At 42.4% G+C, this 21,033-nt stretch carries 12 protein-coding genes; 9 read left to right on the top strand and 3 right to left on the bottom strand.

Annotated features, from left to right (window positions below; translation table 11 throughout):
• Positions 1–79: 79 nt before the first annotated feature.
• Positions 80–712, top strand: a complete 633-nt coding sequence (locus JMX13_RS12520) for a DNA-3-methyladenine glycosylase family protein (protein WP_201613040.1) — start codon at positions 80–82, stop codon at positions 710–712.
• Between the two features lie 115 nt (positions 713–827).
• On the opposite strand, the gene JMX13_RS12515 is transcribed toward JMX13_RS12520, so the two are convergent.
• Positions 828–2,837, bottom strand: coding sequence for a mechanosensitive ion channel family protein (locus JMX13_RS12515; protein ID WP_227686319.1), 2,010 nt, complete (start codon positions 2,835–2,837; stop codon positions 828–830).
• Positions 2,838–3,225: 388 nt separating this feature from the next.
• Here JMX13_RS12515 and JMX13_RS12510 point away from each other — a divergent pair, with 388 nt between their 5' ends.
• The 8 genes from JMX13_RS12510 to JMX13_RS12475 all read left to right on the top strand — a co-directional run bounded on the left by JMX13_RS12510 (position 3,226) and on the right by JMX13_RS12475 (position 17,765).
• Complete coding sequence (locus JMX13_RS12510; protein WP_201613038.1) at positions 3,226–5,160, top strand: TonB-dependent receptor; 1,935 nt, start codon at positions 3,226–3,228, stop codon at positions 5,158–5,160.
• A gap of 328 nt (positions 5,161–5,488) precedes the next feature.
• Positions 5,489–6,913 carry an adenosylhomocysteinase gene (gene ahcY, locus JMX13_RS12505; protein WP_201613036.1) on the top strand — a complete coding sequence of 475 codons (1,425 nt, stop codon included), beginning with the start codon at positions 5,489–5,491 and terminating at the stop codon, positions 6,911–6,913.
• Positions 6,914–6,926: 13 nt separating this feature from the next.
• The gene (locus tag JMX13_RS12500; protein WP_201613034.1) at positions 6,927–7,775 is read left to right on the top strand and encodes a methylenetetrahydrofolate reductase; all 849 of its coding nucleotides are present in this window, start codon (positions 6,927–6,929) and stop codon (positions 7,773–7,775) included.
• A gap of 173 nt (positions 7,776–7,948) precedes the next feature.
• Positions 7,949–8,836: a 16S rRNA (uracil(1498)-N(3))-methyltransferase gene (locus tag JMX13_RS12495; RefSeq protein WP_201613032.1), complete on the top strand. Its 888-nt coding sequence runs from the start codon at positions 7,949–7,951 to the stop codon at positions 8,834–8,836.
• A 61-nt stretch (positions 8,837–8,897) separates the two neighbouring features.
• A complete protein-coding gene (locus JMX13_RS12490) occupies positions 8,898–10,622 on the top strand; it encodes a putative bifunctional diguanylate cyclase/phosphodiesterase (protein WP_201613031.1) in 1,725 nt (574 codons plus the stop codon).
• Positions 10,623–10,972: 350 nt separating this feature from the next.
• Positions 10,973–12,766, top strand: coding sequence for an acyl-CoA dehydrogenase C-terminal domain-containing protein (locus tag JMX13_RS12485; protein WP_201613030.1), 1,794 nt, complete (start codon positions 10,973–10,975; stop codon positions 12,764–12,766).
• A 297-nt stretch (positions 12,767–13,063) separates the two neighbouring features.
• A complete protein-coding gene (locus JMX13_RS12480; protein ID WP_201613029.1) occupies positions 13,064–14,848 on the top strand; it encodes an acyl-CoA dehydrogenase C-terminal domain-containing protein in 1,785 nt (594 codons plus the stop codon).
• Positions 14,849–15,284: 436 nt separating this feature from the next.
• On the top strand, positions 15,285–17,765 hold the full coding sequence (locus tag JMX13_RS12475) for a site-specific recombinase (RefSeq protein WP_201613028.1): 2,481 nt from the start codon (positions 15,285–15,287) through the stop codon (positions 17,763–17,765).
• A 169-nt stretch (positions 17,766–17,934) separates the two neighbouring features.
• Here JMX13_RS12475 and JMX13_RS12470 read toward each other — a convergent pair whose 3' ends face one another.
• Together JMX13_RS12470 and rsmA are read right to left on the bottom strand one after the other, a co-directional pair.
• Positions 17,935–18,780, bottom strand: coding sequence for a symmetrical bis(5'-nucleosyl)-tetraphosphatase (locus tag JMX13_RS12470; RefSeq protein WP_201613027.1), 846 nt, complete (start codon positions 18,778–18,780; stop codon positions 17,935–17,937).
• Positions 18,781–18,827: 47 nt separating this feature from the next.
• Positions 18,828–19,691 (bottom strand): 16S rRNA (adenine(1518)-N(6)/adenine(1519)-N(6))-dimethyltransferase RsmA, encoded by an 864-nt coding sequence (gene rsmA, locus JMX13_RS12465; RefSeq protein WP_201613026.1) that lies wholly within the window; start codon positions 19,689–19,691, stop codon positions 18,828–18,830.
• Positions 19,692–21,033: the final 1,342 nt, after the last annotated feature.

The raw sequence follows: 21,033 nt of genomic DNA, 5'->3' as shown, positions 1-21,033 counted from the left end.
CAAGGGTGGATGGAGAATGATCTACCTAAACTGTTTCGTGATATGGGATGTATCTCTTTTATTCTGGATTAACTATATTATGACCATACAAACCATCGAAAACAGTAAAGAATTAGAAGCACATATCAGCGCTTTGATTAATATCGACCCTAGATTTGCGCCCATTTATGAACAAGTTGGCGTGCCTGACTTGCGCCATAATGCTGGCGGTTTTACACAAATAATGAGAGCGATGGTTGGGCAACAGCTGTCTGTAGCAGCGGCAGCCAGTATTTGGCAACGCTTGGTAGATAGAGGTTTGACGACGCCGACAGCGATTCATGCAGCGACAGACGAGGACTTGCGAATGCAAGGACTCTCTAAGCAAAAAATTCGTTATACGCGCTCTTTGGTCGAGCACGATATAGATTTTTCCGTGTTAGAAACCCTAACCGATGAGGAAGTTATCAAAACCTTGATTGCCGTTATCGGTATTGGGCGCTGGACGGCTGAGATGTATCTGCTGTTTTCGTTAAAACGCGCCGATGTGCTGGCAGTCGATGATTTAGCGATTAAAGTAGCAGCGATGGATTTGTTAGGGTTAGCGGAACGCCCAACGCCACAACAATTAAAAGGCCTAGCCCAAGATTGGTCGCCACATCGTAGCGCTGCCAGTTTATTGCTATGGCAATACTATGGCTTCTTACGTCAAAAAACCGCTATGCCTTTATAAGTAATGCATTTGTAAGTAATACTTTTATAAGCCGCATTTTTATAAACCATACTTTGATAACCATTTAATTAATAAAACGTTTAATAAATTTTAAGCAAAACTGCCCCACAAAACACTAAGGCTGATTCCAGATAGAAAAACCAAATTTTCTTTTGGCACGTTTAAACTTATTTTTTACCAATACTTTTCTCTTACGGATTCGCTCTCTATCGATACTAAATTTCTCATCTGCAACTTTTTCATTCTCGGCTTTGCCATTTTCCTGAATTGCAGCAGCTTTATCGTACTTGGTTTTGTCCGCCTCTTTGCTTAAATCAATCCCATTCTGTTCATCACTATTAGGATTGATATTATCATTGTTGCTATCAGTGCTTAAATTACCTTCTGCTGGCTCAGTACCATTACTATTAGCTTCATCAATGTCATCAATATTATTTTGCATTTGAGGCTCAAGCTCAGCTTGATTGACAATCAGTTGCTGCGTGGGTAGCGCGTGCTCAATATCGTATTTTTTGACAAGGGTTAAAACATCAACCAATAAGCTATCTTGTTTGCTATAAAACTCTATCGAATCGACAGCATTAATATAAGCGCGTAGTTGAATAACGTAGCAGTCTTGACGCAACTCCAAAATATTGGCCTGATTCCATTCTTGATTGGTCAGCTCGTGATCGTCCAAAAATTGATCCAATTTCTTGACCATATTGAAGACAACATCAATATCAGCGTTACGTTTGATATATAGGTTATGTAAAAAATGAAACATATCACGTGAGGTATAGTTCTCGATTTGCATCGATGAGAAGTCACTATTAGGCACAGTGACAATCGTACGGTTCAGCGTACGCACCCGTGATGAGCGAATACCGATATCAATAACCGTACCCGACTGAGAGCCGAAACTACAGTAGTCACCGATGCGTACCGGCGAATCTGCCACCACCACCACACTACCGACCAAGTTCTCAATCGTCTTTTGTGCACCCAGTGCCAAGGCTAAACCACCGACCCCAAGTGCGGCAATACCTGTGGTCAAATCAAAGCCTAAATTACCAAAAATGACAATAACGGCAAATATCAATAACAGCGCTTTAACTACTTTACGCATTAGACCCAAAATTGAAACTCGTTCCGTATAGTTTTTCTTATAACTTAAATTGACTGCACGCGTGAATATCGAGTCGATGACGCGCAATAATAGCCAAGTCGTCGCCACCCAAGAGGCAATATCGCTAAAGCGTTTAATCGGCTCACGCAATGTCACTGATATGCCAGCGTAAACCATCACCTCGGACAATATCAGTGCCATTATGACGACGGTCAGTGGCAATATGACATTATCAGGTAGAGGTAACGTCTCACTTCGAACGCGAGGATAAAGCAGTTTTAATAAATGATATAGCAGCCAAACCAGAATGTAAGTGAGGATAAAACTACTGACAATAATGGCTAATGCCGCAAATATATCGGAAATTTGATAGCCAAATAGCTTTTTACCATCTAATGAGTCAATGGTGTAGCGCGAAACCAGCGTCGGCTGATAATTTTCTATCACTTCTGGTATTGAGCTGAGTGTATCGTTTGAGAACTGCCAATACTGCTCACCTTGTTTAGAGACAACTCTTTCGAGCAGCAGCGGCACGCTTTTATCACCGATATTAATCACGCCTACGTTTTCTTGGCTTGGCGGTAGCTGATCGCTTAAATTACCCTCGGGCGTATTATTAATTTGCAAATCAGGCTGAAAACGTCCGCCAGCATCTAGCGCTTGCTTAAACTGGCGCACAATAGTAGTTGGATTATCAGACTTGGATAAATTTAAATAATTACTTGCCAGCAAATAGTCGTTATCGCCCAATGCTTTAATGAAGCCTTGCACTGTATGGCGCGGCGTGTCACGTCCGAAAGAATCTGGTGTCGATGCATTGACAGCCTCTTCAGTTTGACCACCCACACCCAATATGCTGGCTTCAGCAGCAACTGCACTATGTGAAAAAACCACGCTTAATACGCTCAATATCATCGCGAACAAAAACACCATTATCATAAGTGGTGTTTTTGTTTTTATAGATGAAAATAATGAAGGTGGCGCAGTACGAGCACTCAGATGACGCTGAATAGACAAAACGAACCTCTTAGCTTTATGAATGGCAGCATAGAAAATAAATGAAATTTGCCACTATAATAACAATTATTAATCACAGCAATGCGTTTGATTGCATGTTTTTATTACTGCTTACTGTAGTGCCTGCTTTTAATGCAGTTGATGGTCACCTAAAGGACTAAAAAACACTAGGAATGGCTAAGCAACCCGAATAAACCCCCATTCATCATGAGCGCCACTCAGCGTATGCTGAATAAATATTAGGACAAAGTGGTTTATAAGTTTGCTAATTTTATAGATAATAAGCGTATGTAATCTTCGTATTACTTTTTGTAACTTTTTACCTTTAGACTCTCGCTTCTGTAACTTTTTACTTTGTTCGATTTGTCATTAAACTTTGGAATTAAATATGGCTTTACCACGTTCATCTTCGACCACCTATCTGCGATTATGTATCTTAAGTGCTTTAGGCGTATTTGCTATGAGTGCCACAGCAGCGACTGTTAATAGTAGCGTTATCAATGATAGCGAGCTGCCACAAGTTGAGCTTGATAAAATCGTCGTGACGGCGACGCGTACGCCGACTAAGACCAGTAATGTAATTGCCCAAACGCGGGTCATTGATAGTGAAGAGCTACAACGTTATCAAGGTCAGACAGTTACTGATGTATTAAAAAACCAGCCTGGTATTAATATTACGCAAAGCGGCGGTATGGGCACAGCCAGTAATTTTTATATGCGTGGCTTTGATAGCAAGCAAGTCTTGGTGATTATCGATGGGATACGCTATGGTTCTATCTCTTTAGGTAGCCCCTCTCTAAATTTATTATCAGCAGATCAACTTGATCGCATCGAAATTTTATACGGCGCCTCAGGCTCTAGTATTTATGGTTCTGACGCCATGGGCGGTGTCATTCAAATCTTTACTAAGGGCAATAGCGTTGATAAATCCAATGTTTCTACTAGCGTTGGTTACGGTAGTAACAATCACTACCAAGTAGGCGTAACAGGTCAGCTTAAAAATGACACTTCATCATTGAGCTTAGGTGTTAGTCGCAACGAAACAGACGGCTTTAACGTGATAGCCAATCCCGAGTCTTATGATTATAACGCGGACGATGATGGCTTTAAATCTACCAACGCCAGTTTGGCATTGCAGCATAAGCTTTCAGATTCGCTAAGCGCGGGACTGAGTGCATTGTATACTGACTCTACCACTGATATTGACTCGGCAGGAAACGCTTTTCCGAATGCCTATTCAGATCAAAAAAATGGCAGTGCAAATGCTTATCTTCAATATAAAACGCCTTTGACGCTCAGCAAACTTAGTTACGGTCAAAGTATCGATAAATCGACTTCTCATGACGCCAACTCTATTAATTATCAAGAAGGCAGTCAGTTCGATACTACGCAAGAGCAGGCACGCTTAGAGACCAGCATTAATGCCCAGCCTGGCACAGTGATCGTTGGCGCAGAATGGTTGTCACAAAAATTAGACGCATCAGATGTTTTAGATTTTTCAGGTTATCCTAATCCTGCTGTGCAAACCCCTTATGACCCTGACGACAGAACGGTCAAAAGTGCCTTCGTTGGCTATCAGCTTGCAGACACGTATTACGACCTGCAAGCCAACTACCGTGTAGATGACAACTCGCAGTATGGTAATGAAAGCACCTACAACTTAGGAGCGGCTATACGTCCGTTGGCCGGCATGCGAATCGGTGCCAACTATGCGACCGGATTTCGTGCACCAACCTTTAACGACTTATACTTCCCAGGCTATGAAAATCCGAACCTAAAACCTGAAAGAACGCAAAATACTGAAGTATTCGTTGAATATGCTAATGACGCTCAGACCTCAAGATTGACAGGCTATTACACAGATGCAGAAGACTTGATTGCAAATGGTAGCAACATCAATGAAGCAAAAATCAAAGGGTTGAGTTTGACCTCAGATTGGAATATGGATGCCTTTATCTTTGGTTTGGGTTATGACTATCTAGATGCGAAAAACAAAACCGCAAACAGTGCCAACTATGATCAACAACTTGCTTACCGTCCTAAAAATAGCGGTTTGATTTATATCGGTTATCAACAGCCTATGTTCGATGTTCGCCTCGAAGCCAAACATACTGATGATAGAGTCACGGCCGAAAACAATAAACTTGATAGTTATACGTTGCTTAATTTGAGTGGCGCTGTTTATATTAATCCTAATCTTCGCGCTAACTTGCGGGTAGATAATATCACTGATGAAGACTATACGCTTTCAAGCCAATTTGGTAACGTCTATGCCACTGAAGGTACCAGTTATTTCACCTCACTTACCTATAACTGGTTTTAAGCTTATTGGGTAAAAACCAGAACTTATATATAAATAATCAAGGCTATCAATCGATGGCCTTTTTTTATGACTCAAGCACTTACCATTTATATTAGTCAATAGGTGACAAATTAACCACCATCTATTACAATAATCACCCTCCGAGAGGTGTTGCACCATATGAATTGATGCTTACGTTTGCGCTCTATAAACAAACTAAGCTGATTAATTCCTCATGTTAGGCTCGGTAAACTGTCTGATACTGGTCACTCTAGTCTTTGACAGCATAACAACGGCACCTGCGCTATTATTCTTTTTATCATACCTTAACCACTGATAGGAGCATATTATGGACGCAGTGTCTAACACCCCATCTGCCCATACGATCGACCCCTCTTTTACTGACTATAAAGTCGCCGACATCAGCCTAGCTGATTATGGTCGCCGTGAAATCACTTTAGCTGAAGCCGAAATGCCTGCCCTAATGGGTTTGCGTCGTCGCTACGAAGCGGATCAACCGCTTAAAGGCGCGAAAATCGCTGGCTGTATCCACATGACCATCCAGACTGCTGTACTTATCGAGACACTCGTCGCGCTAGGTGCTGAAGTACGCTGGACTTCATGTAACATCTTCTCAACTCAAGACCATGCTGCTGCTGCGATTGCTTCTGCTGGCATCTCTGTTTATGCTTGGAAAGGCGAAACCGAAGAAGAGTACGAGTGGTGCTTGCGTCAACAAATCCACGTTGGCGGCGAAGAGTCAGGTCAGCTTTGGGATGCTAACTTAATCTTGGATGACGGCGGCGATTTGACCGCTTTGATTCATAATGATTATGCAGAGCTGCTTGATAACGTCCATGGTATTTCAGAAGAGACTACCACTGGCGTGCATCGCTTAGTTGACATGCTCAATAAAGGCACGTTAAAAGTACCAGCTATCAACGTTAACGACGCCGTTACCAAGTCTAAAAATGACAATAAATACGGCTGCCGTCATAGCTTAAATGACGCTATCAAACGTGCAACTGACATGTTCCTTGCTGGTCGTCGCGCCTTAGTTATCGGTTATGGCGATGTGGGTAAAGGCTCTACGCAAAGCTTACGCCAAGAAGGCATGATCGTACGTGTGTCAGAAGTTGATCCTATCTGTGCCATGCAGGCATGTATGGACGGCTTTGAAGTATTATCACCGTACATTAACGGTGATAACACTGGTGGTGCAGAAAACATCAACACCCGTCTGCTTGAAGACACTGACATGATCGTTACTACTACTGGTAACTACCATGTTTGTGATAGACATATGCTAGCGGCACTAAAACCTGGTGCGGTCGTCTGTAACATCGGTCACTTTGACACCGAAATCGACACACAGTTTATGCGTGATAATTGGCGCTGGGTTGAGATTAAGCCACAAGTGCATCAAATTTTCCGCTCAGATGATGAAAACGATTATCTGATTTTGCTTGCTGAAGGTCGTTTGGTTAACCTTGGTAATGCCACTGGTCATCCATCACGCGTGATGGACGGCTCATTTGCCAACCAAGTATTGGCACAAATGTATTTGTTTGAAGAAAAATTCGCTGACTTGCCAGCAGATAAGCGCACTGACAACTTATACGTTAAAGTCTTACCGAAGAAGCTAGACGAAGAAGTGGCTGCTGCGATGGTTGCAGGTTTTAACGGTACGCTAACTAAACTGACTGAAAAGCAAGCGGAGTATTTGGGCGTACCTGTCGAAGGTCCATTCAAGCCTGACGCTTATAAATACTAAAAGGAGCCAGACTGTGACTAAGCCTGCTATCTCCTTTGAGTTTTTCCCCGCCAAAACCGAACAAGGACACGAAAAGCTACTCAGCACCTATGATGAGCTGAATAAGCTGTCACCTGCTTACTTTTCAGTGACCTATGGGGCTGGGGGTTCAACCCGTAGTCGCACTTTAGATATCGTTCAAGCCTTGTGCGCTCGCGGTGAGACTGATATTGCGCCGCATATGTCTTGTATTGGCGATGATAAAAGTGAAATTGCTGAATTACTCGATCTTTATAAGAGTTTGGGCATCAAGCGCTTGGTCGCGCTACGTGGTGACTTGCCATCGGGGCAAGTGGGTATGGGGGAGTTGCCGTTTGCGTTAGACTTGGTTAAGTTTATTCGCGAATATTCAGGTGATCACTTCCGTATTGAGGTCGCAGCCTATCCTGAAATGCATCCACAAGCGCGTAGCTTTGAGCTTGATGTTGAGAATTTGGTCAATAAATACCAAGCTGGCGCCAACGCATCAATTACGCAGTTTTTCTATAACGCCGATAGCTATCTATATCTGCGTGATAGCTTAGAAAAACGCGGCATTGATACGGTTGCACAGCCATTGGTCGCTGGCATTATGCCGATTACCAACTCAAGCAATTTAGTACGCTTTGCCGATAGCTGTGGCGCTGATATTCCACGTTATGTGCGTAAGCGCTTGGCTGACTTTGGCGATGACCGTACTGCTATTCGCGAGTTCGGCTTTGATGTTGTTTATCGTTTATGTGAGCGATTGATTACCGAGGGCGTCCCTGCCATGCATTTTTATAGCATGAATAAGGTTGAGCCAAACAAGCGCTTAGTCGAAGCGCTAGGCTTAATCGCTTAACCCTTTATTGAATGTATTGCTTAATGACTGGCGTTCCTAGGAGCGCCAGTCTTTTTGCTATGGGAATTGCACTTATGCAAATTCTACTAAAGATAATCCCTTTACCCACTCAAATGATATTCTGCTAAGATACTGAACATATATCATGACTCACATTATAGGAATAAGTAACTTTGCGACGTTTCTTTTATGCCACCAGTAGTGACAGCAGTGATAAAAACACCCCAACCTACCCTCAACTTAGCACCTTGCCTATCGGTGCTAGCGTCGAACTAACTGAAAACATCGTCCATCATTGGTGCCGTGTATTACGAGCAAATATTGGCGATCAAGGTATTTTATTTGATGGCTTTGGCGGTGAATATCAGGTACAGCTCAATACCATTAGCAAAAAACACGCCTCTGCAACGTTATTGGCGCACGTAAAAACTGACCGCAATGCCGCTATATTGACGAAAATTGGGCTGGTGATGAGTCGCGGTGAACGTATGGATTACGCCATTCAAAAATCTACTGAGCTTGGCGTGACCGCTATTCAACTGCTGAGCAGCCATCATGGCGAGGTAAACCTAAAGCCTGCGCAAGTAGAGAAAAAACTGGCACATTGGCAGCAAGTTGCCATCGCTGCCTGTGAGCAATGCGGACTTAATCGCCCGCCTCTTATTCTCGCGCCATTATCGATTGATGACTGGCTATTAAATATAGCAAGTATCGAAAAAACAAAAGAAAAAGAAATGCTGCTTAGCCCGATAGTAGCTGAGCTGAGTAAAGATGCTTATTACCAAGTATTACAGCAACCAGCAGATTTGCGCCTGCAACTTAGTGTGCCAGCAGCGGGACAGCCAGCAACGCCTGAAGCGCTACCAGTATTCTTAAAACAGCGCTCTCCTTACATCGAATTATTAATCGGACCTGAAGGCGGGCTCAGCGCTGATGAATGCGCCAAAGCCGCTGACATCGGTTTTGAACCTTGGCAAATTGGCTCAAGGGTTTTACGTACCGAAACTGCACCTGTCGTTGCATTAGCGACATTGGCGACCCTGCATGCTTTAAGTCTTTAGGCATCAAATTGCCACTGTCACAGCGCCATTTATTATTCAATTTGATGTTATGAGTCCCATTATGACCGATTTTATCCCTATGCCAATATCAGATAAACAGCAATTATTGGTCAAACTATGCGAGCAATTTGAAGATGCCATATTCATATTGGACGAAAAATTGCGCTATCTGTCCGTCAATGCGAATTATGAGCTGATGCTTGGCTATACGGAAAAATTTTTGCTTGGACGTCCGCTTGGGATATATGCTGCTGAATTTTTGTCAGAAGATGAACAAGCGGTGCTTAGAAATCTGATTAACAGTTTAGACAGCACAGGATTTTGTGAAATGGATTTTTCGATGGCAAACCGTTATGGACAAATCCTCGACTGCCATATAACCTATCGCAAAATCTATTTAGAAAAAACCCCTTATTACGTCGGTACCATTCGTAATATGGCAACGCTGGTTAAAAACAGAAAAAAGGTCGTGCACCTGCTGAATTATGACCAACTTACGGGACTGCCGAACCGTAAAGTATTTTTAAGTCAAACCAGTGAATTGTTATTAGAGAGCTATCAAGAAGTGGTGGTTGTGCGTTTTAACATTGACCGTTATCGCAACCTTGCCAGCTTATTGGGACCGGATTCTATCAATACCTTGGTAGAGAATTTTGTTTTACGTATTGCCGAGTTAGAGCTGGATGATTTACGCTGTTTTTCTCATTTTGGTGGTGATGACTTCGCCCTATTGTTTGAATGCAATGATGCCAACATGGTTCGCCATCAGTTAGACAGTCTCATGCAAATGTGCGAGCGCCCTTTTTTCTTAAATGACAGTACGAAGACAGAAACACAAGTCTATTGCCATATCTCTGTTGGGGTCAGCTATTTTCCTGAAAACGGTAATGAGTTTATCGGCTTACTCACCAAAGCAGAAAAAGCATTGAATTATGTCAAACAGCAGGGCGGCGATGATGTGTGTTGGTATCATAAAGCCATTAATGAGATGAATGCGCACAATATACAGTTGGAATCTGAGCTGAGAGCTGCCACTAATGAAGGGCAATTTGTACCCTATTACCAACCCAAATTCGCCTTAGATACGGGCGTAATCAGCGGTTTTGAGGCTTTGGTGCGCTGGCAACACCCTACCCGCGGTTTACTAAGACCCGCGGAGTTTATGGATGCGGTCATTTCTCATAAACTGTCGTTTGAGCTATTTTCACAAATGGGTTCTCAAATCGCCAAGCAATTAGCCGCTTGGCAAGATTTGGACTTGCATCAGCACATCTGTATCAATGCCGATGCCGCTGAATTTAGCCATCCTGATTTTTTTGATTTGGTCAGCGACTTATTAGTAAGTCATAAACTTGCCGCTCATCAACTGCACATTGAAGTGACCGAATCCTCACTGATACAGCGTCATGCCGATGTCAAAAAGCAACTGGACTTACTTAAAGAGCTCGGAATCTGTCTTGCCCTTGATGACTTTGGTACTGGTTATGCTTCGTTAAGCTACTTACAAGAATATCCGTTTGACTTTATTAAAATTGACAAAAGTTTTATCTCCAAAATTACAGACAACTGTACACAGCGCGCGATTGTCAAAGCGATTTTGGATTTAGCAGAGGCGCTTGATATGCAGGTTATCGCTGAAGGCATCGAAAACGAGCAACAACGCGATTTACTGCTCAGCATGGGTTGTCAGTACGGTCAAGGCTATTGGTTTGGTAAGCCAATGACGGCTGATAAGGCAACTAAGATGCTAACGCAACAACATTTGTCTGAAAACAAGCTCTCTTAATATAATGCCATAAAATCCATATTGATTGAGTATTCCTACAATTATTGTTAAGTTTTTTACTCTGTAGGGTCGATGATATATAGGATGCAAGACAGGTTGGTGACTTATCAGTATTGTCACTAAACTTGTATATTTACCAGTGAACGCCTATCTTTTACCAAGAATTTACGAATACGGTCATAATTCTTTTTACTCTTCTCACTCTATTTCATATAACCGGTGTTGTTGTCTGCTATTGACACAGACAATCCTCATACTAGTAACACTCGAGCGACTCAGATTTCAGTGATGAAAATCAATGATAGTCGCCGTATTACTGCCGGTCGCACCCTAAAAAAGGACAGGAAGTTATGCAATATAAAGCACCCCTACGTGATATCCAATTCGTGATGCATGAGTTACTTGACAGCGAAAGCCACTACAAAACCTTGCCTGCATTCCAAGAAGCCGATCGCGAGTTGATGGATAGCCTGTTTGAGATGGCTGCAAGCTTTGCTGAAAATGAGCTGTCACCATTAAACCAAAGCGGTGATGCTGAGGGCTGTCAGTTTAATAATGGGACTGTCACTACGCCAAAAGGCTTTAAAGAAGCCTATAAAGCTTATTGTGAGCTTGGCTTCCCAGCCTTGTCTGCTGAAGAAGATTTTGGCGGTCAAAACATGCCGTTCTCATTATCAACCGTCATCAATGAGATGGTTGGTACAGCGAACTGGTCATTCTCTATGTACCCTGGTCTATCACATGGCGCGATTCAAACCATCGAACACCATGGTACTGATGAGCAAAAACAAACCTACCTAGAAAAAATGGTCAGCGGCGAATGGTCAGGCACTATGTGTTTGACTGAAGCACATGCCGGTTCTGATTTGGGTATTATTCGCACCAAAGCCGAGCCTAATGATGACGGCAGTTATAGCATCACTGGTCAAAAAATCTTCATTTCAGCTGGTGAGCATGACCTTACTGACAATATCATTCACATCGTTTTGGCTCGTCTACCAGGCGCTCCTGCTGGCACCAAAGGCATTTCATTGTTTATCGTTCCTAAAGTCATGGTTAACGAAGACAGCAGCCTAGGCGAAAACAATAAGGTCGTTTGTGGTTCTATTGAGCACAAAATGGGTATCAAAGCCTCAGCCACTTGTGTAATGAACTTTGATGGCGCAACGGGTTATCTGATTGGCCCTGAAAACCGTGGTTTACAGTGCATGTTTACCTTTATGAACGTGGCGCGTATTGGTACTGCAGTTCAAGGTTTAACGGCAGCAGAATACGCGTTCCAAGGCTCACTAACATATGCCAAAGATCGTCTAGCAATGCGTTCACTATCAGGTGCTAAAGCGCCAGAGAAAGTTGCTGACCCTATCATCGTGCATCCAGCGGTTCGTAACATGCTATTGACCGAAAAAGCATTTGCTGAAGGTGGTCGCGCCTTAGTTTATTACCTCTCACATTTTGCCGACACTGTTGCAAAAGGCGAAGGCGATGCGCTTAAATTTGCTGATCAAATGCTGTCACTATTGACACCTATTGCTAAAGCGTTCTTGACTGAAACTGGTCTAGAAGCGGCGAACCATGGCGTACAGGTTTATGGTGGTCATGGCTTTATCAGCGAATGGGGTATGGAGCAAAACGTGCGTGATACGCGTATTGCTTGCTTATACGAAGGTACCACTGAAATCCAAGCGCTTGATTTATTAGGTCGTAAAGTCTTAGGCTCACAAGGCAAACTGCTGGCAAACTTTGTAAAAATCATCCAAACATTCTGCGAAGAAAACCAAGACAATGATGCAATGGGTCAGTTTATTCGCCCTCTTGCCAAACATCTAAAAGAATGGGGCGACTTGACTGCACGCATCGGCATGCAAGCCACTGAAAACCCAGATGCAGTTGGCGGCGCTGCTGTTGATTATATGTATTTCAGCGGTTATGTGACGCTAGCCTACTTATGGGCACGCATGGCATTAGTAGCACAAACTGAACTTGCTAATGGCACTAGCGAACAAGCCTTCTATGATGCCAAAGTAAAAACTGCTCAGTTCTACTTTGCTAAGTTACTGCCACGCACCACTACTCATGTACAGCGTATCGCTACTGGTGTTGAGCCGTATATGACGATGGACGTTGATCAGTTTGCGTTTTAATTTATAAAAATTTGAAATTTTTATAATGTAGTATGGTTTTTAATGCGCAGTTCTTATCGGCAACATACTTAGGTGTGTTGCCGATTTTCTTAATACAAATTTAGGGAATGACGCTACCAAAACAACAGCTTTGCCAAATAATCACTATTTTTGGTGTACGCATAATTCACGAACAAATACACCTGTTCACACGCTAATTTGCTAAACTTTAGCTATCTATGGTTAAGCTACGCTCAAAAGCACAACTGAATACTTTCGCCCTACTTACTTTTATTCATTTAAACCAAAGGAATGTTTATGGCTGTTTATAATGCCCCTCTTAACGACATGCGCTTTATTTTAACTGACGTCTTTAAAGCCCATGAATTTTGGCAAAACAACGAAAACCTTGCTCATGTTGACATGGAAACCGTCGATATGATTTTAGAAGAAATGGCAAAACTGTCAAAAAACGTGTTATTACCTATCAACCGTAGCGGTGATGAAGAAGGCGCAACCTTTGAAGGTAATGGCGTTGTAACCACTCCTACTGGCTTCAAAGACGCTTATAAGCAGTACGCAGAATCAGGCTGGGTTGGTTTAAGCGGTAACTCTGAATACGGCGGTCAAGGTTTTCCAAAAATGGTTACCATGCTGACTGAAGAGATGGTATTCACCGCCAACCAATCATTTGCTTTATATCCAAACCTAACCGTTGGCGCGACACTTTGCCTAAATGCTGCGGCTTCTGAAGAGCAGAAGCAAACCTATCTAGAAAAAATGTATAACGGTGAATGGGCAGGTACCATGTGCTTGACCGAGCCGCATGCGGGTACTGACTTAGGTATTATCAAAACCAAAGCCGTGCCTAACGATGATGATAGCTACAATATCTCTGGTACCAAAATCTTTATCACCGGCGGCGAGCATGACCTAACTGAAAACATCATCCATTTAGTATTAGCAAAAACGCCGAATGCACCAGAAGGCTCGAAAGGTATTTCACTGTTTGTGGTACCAAAATTCTTGGTTAATGAAGATGGCAGCTTAGGCGAGCGCAACACCTTGGCGGCTGGCTCTATCGAGCACAAAATGGGCATCAAAGCCTCAGCCACTTGTGTGATGAACTTTGACAACGCCAAAGGCTGGATGGTTGGCGCAGAAAACACCGGTCTGTCTTCAATGTTCATTATGATGAACTATGAGCGTGTGACCATGGGTCTGCAAGGCCTTGGTGGTTCTGAGCTTGCTTATCAAAATGCGGCGCTATATGCCAATGACCGTGGTCAAGGTCGTAGCGATACCCAAATTCAAAGCCCAGAAAAACCTGCCGATGCGATCATTCATCATGCCGACGTACGCCGCATGCTGTTAAATGCAAAAGCCAACACCGAAGCGTCACGTTGTTTTGCGATGTACGTGGCCAAAAATCTTGATCAGGAGAAATTTAGTACCGACCCAGAGGCCGCTCAAGCAGCCGCTGCGCGCGTTGCCCTATTGACGCCAGTTGCTAAAGCTTTCTTAACAGACAAAGCGCTAGAAGCAACTATTGATTGCCAGCAAGTATTTGGCGGTCACGGCTATATCCGCGAATGGGGTATGGAGCAAATCGTCCGTGATACGCGTATCGCCCAGATTTATGAAGGCACCAACGGTATTCAAGCGCTTGATCTACTAGGTCGTAAAGTGGCGAAAAATAATGGCAAATATGTCACCCATTTCTTAGGTGAGATTCGTGATTTTGTCAATAATATGCAAGCGGATCATGGTATCAAGCAAGCAACGCTAGATGCGGCCGATACGATTGAAGATCTAACCACTGCTGTGCTTGGCAATATTAGCTCACGTAAGAGTGAGATTAATGGCTGCGCCGTTGATTACATGCATGCCTTTGGTTACCTTGCTTACTCGTACATGTTTGCACTAATGGTCGAAGCCGCTAACGGTAAAGAAGGTGAATTCTATACCAACAAAGCCAAGCTTGCCGATTATTTCGTTGGTCGTATCTTGCCACGTATCGATGCTCATGCGCAGATGGTCAAGGCCGGTAGCGATCCAATGATGAACTTTGATCTTAGTTACTTTGATGTACCTGCTAGCTAATTGTTTACTTTTATAATAAAGTAAGCCGTACCGCACTACGATAAAAGGGACAGTAACGTTACTGTCCCTTTTTTTGCCAAAAATATTGTCGCATTAATTAAAGTAATTGAATCAACCAAAGCAGTAATCAAAACTAGAATTAAAATAACAATCGACTGAATGAACGGCACAGCAGCACCATAACTGCTAACAAAATAGTTAACCGCCCATGCGTCGTTACGATTAAAATAACGCAGAGTGATGCGCATTAAAATTAATAAAAATATTTTTAATTATTACATTAACAGTTCCCAAATTAATGAGCTGAAAATTAGCAATCAACACTTTCATTCATTGCCACATTGATAACGACAATAGTTAATAGCCACTAAAAAAAATATCCTTGCCCATATTGAATAATAACAATGATTGAAATAACCACCATAAGGGATGCGATGTGTCAGAAATAAAACACATTTTACAACAGATTACTGCCTTAAGTGATGTGCCAGATCCTGCGGTACTCAAGCGCTTAATCGATGAGCTACGCGTCAGTGATAGAGAGCCCACCTTAGCCAATCAAAACATTCAAGAGCTGATTGATATTTTACGTCAACATCCAGAATATGCCGACGGACTATCCAGCTTTGTCTTAAAACTTATTATTGAATATCGCCAAATCGCTTTATATACCGATACTGGCATCATGTCGGATCAGGGCTTTTTTAATAGTCTGCGCCGCCTTATCGGTCATCGTTTTTTACCGCTGTTGCCACAAGAAGATTCGGTTGTAGAATTGGTCGGTTTTCTATTTGATAAACGTTCTGATGAGCGTTGGCTCGCCCTTATCGAAAAAGACGAATGGGATGAATTAGTTGGCCTACTCAAGGTTAATGAGCAGCATTTAAACTTGGTGGCGACGGCAAAAAACAGTATCTTGAACGCCATTATCATTTTATCGTATCGGATTAGTGGCATTGGTTTGCATCCAGATTTAATGGAATTTTATCCGCAAATGCTCAATTATTCAGCGTCATTTGTGGCACAAAATCAAGAAGCGGTCTTATATGTCAATCAGTACCGAGAAGCGCATGAGCTTGATACTTTAACCGATATCATCCCTGAAAAAGCGGTAGACCCTGCGCCGTTGTTGGTTATGATTGAGCAATGCGAAGATATCGTTGCCACTATCCGTAAGCGTATTTATAAAACCGGTATCTCTATTCGCTTAACCAACATGATGCTGCGTTTGGACCAAAGCTTGCAGCGGATGCGTATCCTAACCGAGCTGGTAGCAGACAATTATGATAAGCGCGATCAAGCCATTATTGAGCTCATTCAAGCGCTGATTACCACCGCCAGTCGCCGCTATAGTATTGGTTATTTGATTGATAATAATACCAAGCTGCTGTCACGCAAAGTCACCGAAAACGCCAGCCGCGTCGGTGAGCATTATATTAGTACCGATAAAACCGGTTATCAGAAGATGTTTAAAAAAGCCTCTATCGGTGGCTTTATCATTGCTTTTATGGCGACCACTAAGATATTGGCCTACCATCTGGCGCTTGCACCGATGGGACGCGCCTTTATTAACAGCATGATTTATGGTTTGGGTTTCGTTTTTATTCATATCGTCCATGGTACGGTCGCCACCAAACAGCCGGCTATGACGGCAGCGGCAATCGCCTCTACCATATCTGACGGTTCTGGCAAAAAATCGCACCAGTTAAATAAGTTATCAGAATTGGTGGTCGACATTTTACGTACTCAATTTGTCGCGATTATGGGTAACGTCATGGTAGCAATACCAGTTGCCCTGATTATCTCGTTTGCGTGGTTACAATATACCGGCGCACCGATGATCAATACCGACAAGGCTGCGCACTTATTGCATGATCTTGACCCATTTCACTCCTTGGCGCTCCCCCATGCGGCTATCGCTGGCGTGTATTTATTTTTATCCGGTCTTATCGCTGGTTACTATGATAATTTGGCGGTCTACAACCAAATCAGCGCCCGTATTCAGCGTCACCGCTTTCTACAATACTTATTACCCAAAGCATGGTTACAGCGTTTAGGCGGCTTTATAGAAGCCAACCTTGGCGCCATTATGGGTAACTTTTTATTCGGGGTATTTTTAGGCAGTACCGCTACTATCGGTTTCTTATTTGGCTTGCCGATTGATATTCGCCATATTGCCTTTGCCTCAGCAAATCTGGCGCATGGACTGTTTAATATTTCCGCCAACCAATGGGATTGGCAAATTGTATTTATCTCCATCTTGGGCGTTGCTCTTATCGGTATGGTCAACTTAATGGTAAGCTTTTCGCTGGCATTATTTGTGGCACTACGCTCTAAAGAAGTCAAATTCATGGATTGGAGCCGTTTAACCAAGCAGCTTTTTAGTCACCTGCTTACCCATCCTTCTGACTTTATCTGGCCGCGTGATAAACCCATGAAGTACGCTCGCATTGACAGTCAAGGGCACATGATTTTTGATGATACGAGTACTCATAAAGGTGGACAAACCATACCCAATAATTATGTCGTGCGCCGTTTATCTGATGTAAAAATATTGCCTAAATCTAAGCAAAAAAGTATGCAAAATGAGCAGGCTATTACAGACATAGATTATGATAATAATATCTCAAGTAGTGACAATGACGCTGCGCTAAAAAGTCGAGAAACACAGAATACAAGCAAGCAAATGAGCGCTAAAAAAGTCATTGACCTCGATGATGGACTGATAGATGAGGAGCTAAATAGCGTTCCTTACAGCAGTGATATTCAATACGATAAAGCACATAAAGCCTTTAACGAGAATAATGAAGCGACTGGCAATTATGAACATGATGATAGCAATCCTGAAAACAAAGCTGCTGGCGATGCCAAAACGCCACTACCTAAACCAAAAAAACCACCAAACCTACCCAGTTAATGGGGCAGTTTTGGTGGCTTAGGCTTAGGCTTAGGCTTAGGCTTAGGCTTAGGCTTAGGCTTAGGCTTAGGCTTAGGCTTAGGCTTAGCAAAAAGTTTAAGTGCAAATTAAGCGTTAAGTTGTTTTTTTACGGTTTTTATCTAAGACAATGGTCTATAAAGCAGCATGACTATTCTTCTGTTAGTGGTATGCAGTGAGTGCTTGAGGTTGTGGCTTTGCCATCGCCCAAACGATAAGCCAATAGATAATTGCCCCAAACACAGCCACCATCAAGTGCCCGCGCATAAGGCAAGTCGACCTCAGCTTTAAGCGCGGCCCAATGACCAAATAAGATCTTGCGCGTGCGCGGTACTTGCCATTCAAACCAAGGCAAAAAATCTTTTGGCATCGGCTCATCTAACCCTGCGGCAAAACTAAATTCTAGCAACCCATCTTGTTTGCATAAGCGCATACGCGTGAAATAATTGGCAATCGCCCGCATTTTGGTAAAGCCATTAATACCTGCATGCCACTCATCAGCGGTTTTGCTATATAGATTCGGCAATAAACGATCAAGCTGTTTTAAACTACCTTGTAGCTGCGTCTCTAATTGTTGCGCATAGTTTGCTGCTGCCTCAATCGTCCAGTGCGGTGGAATACCAGCATGTACCAATACCGTCTGCTCATCAGGATAAGCCAGTAGCGGTTGATGACGTAACCATTCTAGTAATTCATCACAATCATCAGCCGCGAAGATAGGCGCTGTTTTGTCTTTTTTCTTGAGCGGCGTCGCCCCGCGCCAGACAGCAATTAAATTGATATCGTGATTGCCAAGCACCGTCGCCGCAGCCCCTTGCTCACAAAGCGCCTTTACGTGACGCAGCGTACTTAACGAGTCCTCACCGCGTGCCACCAAGTCGCCTGCGAACCATAGCTTGTCTTGCGCTGGGTCAAAATCCAAGGTTTCCAGTAACTGCAGGTATGCCGCATAGCAACCTTGCAAGTCACCGATGACATACTGATGGCGAAAACTCATAACACCTCTATACTTTTTAGATGATTAATAACGCTTGTATCGAAAAATTAAACCTCTATTTTGCGTGCCTGATTGCTCAAATTGACAAAGTCTTTCACACTTAAAACTTCAGGACGCGCTTGCGGGTCGATAGCGCAAGCCGCAAAGTCGTCTTCGCTTAGCGTTGGCAGTAACGTAGATTTCTTAAAAATAGCGCGTAGCGTCTTACGGCGATGATTAAAGGTTTCGCGTACTACCAATGCAAAATACGCTTCGTCTTCTGCGATGACTGGCTTAGTGATATGCGGTGTCAGTCGAAAAACAGCACTGGTGACTTTTGGCGGTGGATTAAAGGCACCACGTGGTACAGTCAGCAGATAATCGGTATGGCAATGATACTGCATAATGACCGACAGGCGACCGTAGGTTTTGCTACCTACGTCAGCAGTGATACGTTCGACCACTTCTTTTTGCAGCATAAAGTGCATGTCTTGAATCACATCGGCATAACTAAGCAAATGAAAGAGTATCGGCGTAGAAATGTTATACGGTAGATTACCTACTACGCGTAGCTTGCCGCGCTCAGGGCTATACAGCTCACGATAATCGACATGCATGGCATTGTCTTTGATAATCGTAAAGTTAGGATGGCTATTGGCACCGATACGAATACGTAAACTATCTGCCAAATCGCGATCCAGCTCTACCACAGTCATCGCATCGACTTCTGCCAATAGCGGCTCAGTCAGTGCGCCCATCCCTGGTCCAATCTCAATTAAATTATCATCACGCTCTAGACGAATGCTCTCAACAATCTCACGGATAACACTACGGTCATGTAAGAAGTTTTGACCAAAGCGTTTACGCGGTTGGTGTTTGGCAGCGCGTAGGCTGTTAGAAATAGTTTGAGCATCAAACGTAGTCTTGGACATAAAAAAGTCTTAATAGGTAAAAAAAAGGGTCGATAAGTCGATGCCAGTGATATATTGGCTTTATAATGACAAATTATAGCACAGCTCATAATTACACTGTATTCTTGAGACATTTTATTAATAAACCATTCATACCTTAACGCAAGCGACACAGCGTTTTTTCTTGCCCTCAAACCATTTACCATAACGCCCGTTATGGGAACAAAGCATGGTTCCATAGTGAGGGCTCGAAACTTAGGCTGTAGGATAATGGTATCAAGGTTTTAACTATCTGAAATAGTCACGGTGTACTTCATGGTGTACTTCATGGTGTACTTACCATACATATTCTATCTTGATTGATGCGCTACACAGGTAACAAACTGCTAATTTTAGATATGAATTTAACTGTTATAAAACCTACAGTACAGAATATGATTAAAGTATCATAAGTTAATTTCTACTGGATTGATGGTAGGGATTAGAGAGCCACAACGCAAATTATAATAAGATTTTCTCACCACAGTTTTTAGGATATATATAATCTTCATCTGTATTTAATGTATCTTTATCATAATAATAAAGAACATTGCTTTTCTTTCTAAATATACTTTTAAAGTCAATTTTAGGGCTAAGATGTACATGTAAGAAAAAGGCATCCATAGCATTCTTCATATAGGACATTGATGAAACATCTATGAACCAAAAGCTGCACATTCCTCTACATTGACATCTATAAATAAACTCTTTGTTATAATCAGATATGTAGCTGAAACTACATTCACTTAACTCTTTAAGTTTTTTATAATTCCCATCTAGCCTGTAGAAATTATAAGCAGAGTCGTATTCATAAACTTCAATCTTAGCAATTAAGGAATCAAAATATCTATTTTTTGAGAAAAAATTGTTAAAGTTTTGGATGTTAGAAATAAAATCTGTTTCTATATCGAAGTATTCGTCTATATATTACAAACCTTTGGTTTCAATAAAATCTTCGATATCCATCCATCCTCTTTCTTCAGATTCATAATCATGGATTGTAATGAGAAAATCATTATTCATTATTTATCCTAATCAAATTGTTATAATAAGTGTTATGGGAATACGTTCGGTTCGCTATACAGGCATCGAGCTTCTAGTGTTAGATGCAACTTCAATGACTGTTAAACCGATAGGTAGATCATTATCATTAAGCTTTCTGATTAAAAATTCATAGATTATTTTCTACGGTATTATTAGCATGGCAAATTAGAGAAGTATGACGATCATATTGGAGTATTTGATCCGGTAATCCCCCCAATAAATAAGAACACTTAGAAATAGAGATTAACTGCTAAAATATACTAGCAGGAGAATCCTATGA

The sequence above is a fragment of the Psychrobacter immobilis genome, assembly GCF_904846285.1.
Lineage (GTDB): Bacteria > Pseudomonadota > Gammaproteobacteria > Pseudomonadales > Moraxellaceae > Psychrobacter > Psychrobacter immobilis_D.
The sequence above is the reverse complement of the archived record's forward strand: the minus strand, read 5'-3'. Positions and strand labels throughout refer to the sequence as shown.

Excerpts from the sequence above, each read along its gene's own strand:
- JMX13_RS12520 (WP_201613040.1), top strand. The coding sequence starts at position 80 with ATGACCATACAAACCATCGAAAACAGTAAAGAATTAGAAGCACATATC.
- JMX13_RS12485 (WP_201613030.1), top strand. The coding sequence starts at position 10,973 with ATGCAATATAAAGCACCCCTACGTGATATCCAATTCGTGATGCATGAG.
- rsmA (WP_201613026.1), bottom strand. The coding sequence starts at position 19,691 with ATGTCCAAGACTACGTTTGATGCTCAAACTATTTCTAACAGCCTACGC.
- JMX13_RS12490 (WP_201613031.1), top strand. The coding sequence starts at position 8,898 with ATGACCGATTTTATCCCTATGCCAATATCAGATAAACAGCAATTATTG.
- JMX13_RS12510 (WP_201613038.1), top strand. The coding sequence starts at position 3,226 with ATGGCTTTACCACGTTCATCTTCGACCACCTATCTGCGATTATGTATC.
- JMX13_RS12480 (WP_201613029.1), top strand. The coding sequence starts at position 13,064 with ATGGCTGTTTATAATGCCCCTCTTAACGACATGCGCTTTATTTTAACT.
- JMX13_RS12470 (WP_201613027.1), bottom strand. The coding sequence starts at position 18,780 with ATGAGTTTTCGCCATCAGTATGTCATCGGTGACTTGCAAGGTTGCTAT.
- ahcY (WP_201613036.1), top strand. The coding sequence starts at position 5,489 with ATGGACGCAGTGTCTAACACCCCATCTGCCCATACGATCGACCCCTCT.